Origin of the sequence: Streptomyces sp. ISL-11 (assembly GCF_018614525.1) — a bacterium.
Classification (GTDB): Bacteria; Actinomycetota; Actinomycetes; order Streptomycetales; family Streptomycetaceae; genus Streptomyces.
This window is the reverse complement of sequence record NZ_JAGGOL010000081.1, coordinates 1-287: the sequence shown is the minus strand read 5'-3', so window position 1 is coordinate 287 and position 287 is coordinate 1. Positions and strand designations below refer to the sequence as shown.

Annotated in this window: 1 protein-coding gene; it reads left to right on the top strand. The window is 78.4% G+C overall.

What is annotated here, in order from left to right:
• Positions 1 to 52: 52 nt before the first annotated feature.
• Positions 53 to 287, top strand: a 235-nt coding sequence (locus J7E86_RS18020) for an NAD(P)H-hydrate epimerase (RefSeq protein WP_285439714.1), incomplete at its 3' end; no start/stop codon positions are given.

The following is a 287-nucleotide window of genomic DNA, read 5'->3' as shown; positions in this document are numbered from 1 at the left end:
GGGGGTGTCATTTCGGGGGCGCGCGGGGTGGGCGGCCGTGACACTGGTGGGCATGAGGACTGCCTACAGCGTCGAGACCGTACGGGCCGCCGAGCGCGCGCTCATGGCACAGCTCCCCGCCGGAGCCCTGATGCAACGGGCCGCCGCCGGGCTCGCGGCGGCCTGCGCGGACCTGCTGGGCCGTGTGTACGGGGCGCGGGTCGCGCTGCTGGTCGGCAGCGGCGACAACGGCGGCGACGCCCTCTACGCCGGCGCGCGGCTGGCCCGGCGCGGCGCGGGCGTGACCG